Source organism: Leptolyngbya sp. CCY15150 (genome assembly GCF_016888135.1).
Classification (GTDB): domain Bacteria; phylum Cyanobacteriota; class Cyanobacteriia; order RECH01; family RECH01; genus RECH01.
Map to the genome: position 1 here is coordinate 1 of NZ_JACSWB010000259.1, position 285 is coordinate 285.

General features: G+C 54.7%; 1 pseudogene. It reads left to right on the forward strand.

Features of this window, described 5'->3' with window-relative positions:
• A pseudogene (locus JUJ53_RS25615) lies at nt 1-285 on the forward strand (hypothetical protein); the annotation flags it as partial.

Below are 285 nucleotides of genomic sequence, written 5' to 3' on the forward strand. Positions count from 1 at the left end.
CCTTCTTTGACATCAATGCCACAACCGGTGCTCTGTCGTTCATCAACGCCCCTGATTTTGAAAACCCCCTCGATGACGGCACCGACAATACCTATGCCGTTGAAGTAACTGTCACGGATGCTGGGGGGCTGAGTGCCGCGCAACTGCTCACCATTACCGTCACTGATGTTGCCAATGAAGCAACGTCCTCAGATGACATCTTGAATGGCACTGAAGAGAATGACGCCTTGGATGGCGGCGAAGGGGATGACACCCTAAATGGCGGCGGTGGGGACGATCGCCTCT